Origin of the sequence: Kitasatospora sp. NPDC007106 (assembly GCF_040634455.1) — a bacterium.
GTDB lineage: Bacteria > Actinomycetota > Actinomycetes > Streptomycetales > Streptomycetaceae > Kitasatospora > Kitasatospora arboriphila.
On record NZ_JBEYFP010001227.1, the window covers coordinates 1 to 1,396 of the forward strand.

At 74.3% G+C, this 1,396-nt stretch carries 2 protein-coding genes; both read left to right on the forward strand.

The window, feature by feature from the left end; all coding sequences use genetic code 11:
- Positions 1-450: hypothetical protein (locus ABZ641_RS37355; protein ID WP_359989034.1), on the forward strand; the 450-nt coding region annotated here is incomplete at its 5' end.
- A gap of 5 nt (positions 451-455) precedes the next feature.
- Positions 456-1,396 (forward strand): AMP-binding protein (locus ABZ641_RS37360; protein ID WP_359989036.1); only part of this gene is annotated, 941 nt, incomplete at its 3' end.

The following is a 1,396-nucleotide window of genomic DNA, read 5'->3' on the forward strand; positions in this document are numbered from 1 at the left end:
GCCAGCCTCGCCCAGGGCGGCGACACCACCCTCGTCGTCCAGCCCTACCTCGGCGACGGCACCGTCGACCACCGGGTCTACGTCGTCGACGGCAAGCCGTACGCCCTGCTCAAGCGCATCCCCGAGGACGGCTCGCCGGTCGCCAACGCCAGCCGCGGCGGCACCATGCGGTTCGCCGACATCCCGGACGAGCTCGCCGCCGCCACCGCCTGGTTCGCCGAGCGGCTGCCGATCCCGTTCTTCTGCGTCGACTTCCTGCACGACGGCGAGCGGTACTGGTTCTCCGAGCTGGAACCGGACGGCGTGATCGCCCCCGACTTCGACGACCCGAACCGCTCCGTCCAGCGGGACGTCACCCGGGCCCGCTTCACCGCCTACCGGGACGCCCACGCGAAGTGGCTCGCCGACCGCGGCGAGGCCCCCACCACCGCCGAGCCGGAAGCGAGCTGACACCCGTGTTCTCCCTCACCCCCGACGCCGCCGAACCGCGGCTGCACGTCGCCCGGCGCACCCTCGAACGGCTGCGGACCGTCCCCGAACTGGCCGCCCGCTACACCGGGCACGCCGAGCCGCACCACCTCGACGACCTGGCCGCGCTGCCGCCGCTCGCCAAGGACGACCTCAACACCGCCCTCGCCCACCTCGAACCGAAGGCCGAACACGGCGCCACCTGGCTCTTCCAGAGCGGCGGCAGCACCGGCGCCCCCAAGATCGGCTACGCACCCACCGGCTTCTACATGGCGGGCGTGCACGCCCACTGGCAGCCCCTCACCCCCGACGACGTCTTCGTCAACGCCTGGGGCGCCGGCCGGATGTGGGGCGCCCACTTCCTCGCCGCCGCGCTCGCCGACCTCTCCGGCTGCCAGATCATCGCGGTCGGCTCGGTCGCCGCCGACGAGTACCCCGACTGGCTGTCGTTCTTCGCCGCCCGCCGGGTCACCGCCATCGGCGGCACCCCGAGCGTGCTGCGCCTCTGGTTCGCCCGCGCCCGCGCCGCCGGCATCACCCTGCCCGACCTGCGCAAGGTGCTCTGGCTCGGCGAGGCCTGGCAGCCGCAGCTCGCCGAGGACATGGCCGCCGTCGCCCCGCGGGCCCGCCGCCACGGCATGTTCGGCAGCACCGAGACCTGGGTGGTCGGCACCAACGGCCCCGAGTGCCCCGCCGACACCTTCCACACCCTGCCCGAGCAACTGGTGCACGTCGGCCCCGACGATCTGCTCGACTTCACCACCCTCAACCCCGAGATGCTCAACCCGGTGCTGCGCTACCGCACCGGCGACGCCGGCCGCCTGGCCGCCTGCCCCTGCGGCCGGCCCGGCCCGGCGATGCAGGTGCTCGGCCGCCGCGACAGCGTCGTCCAGGTCCGCGGCCTCGGCCTGCACGTGGAGCAGATCGT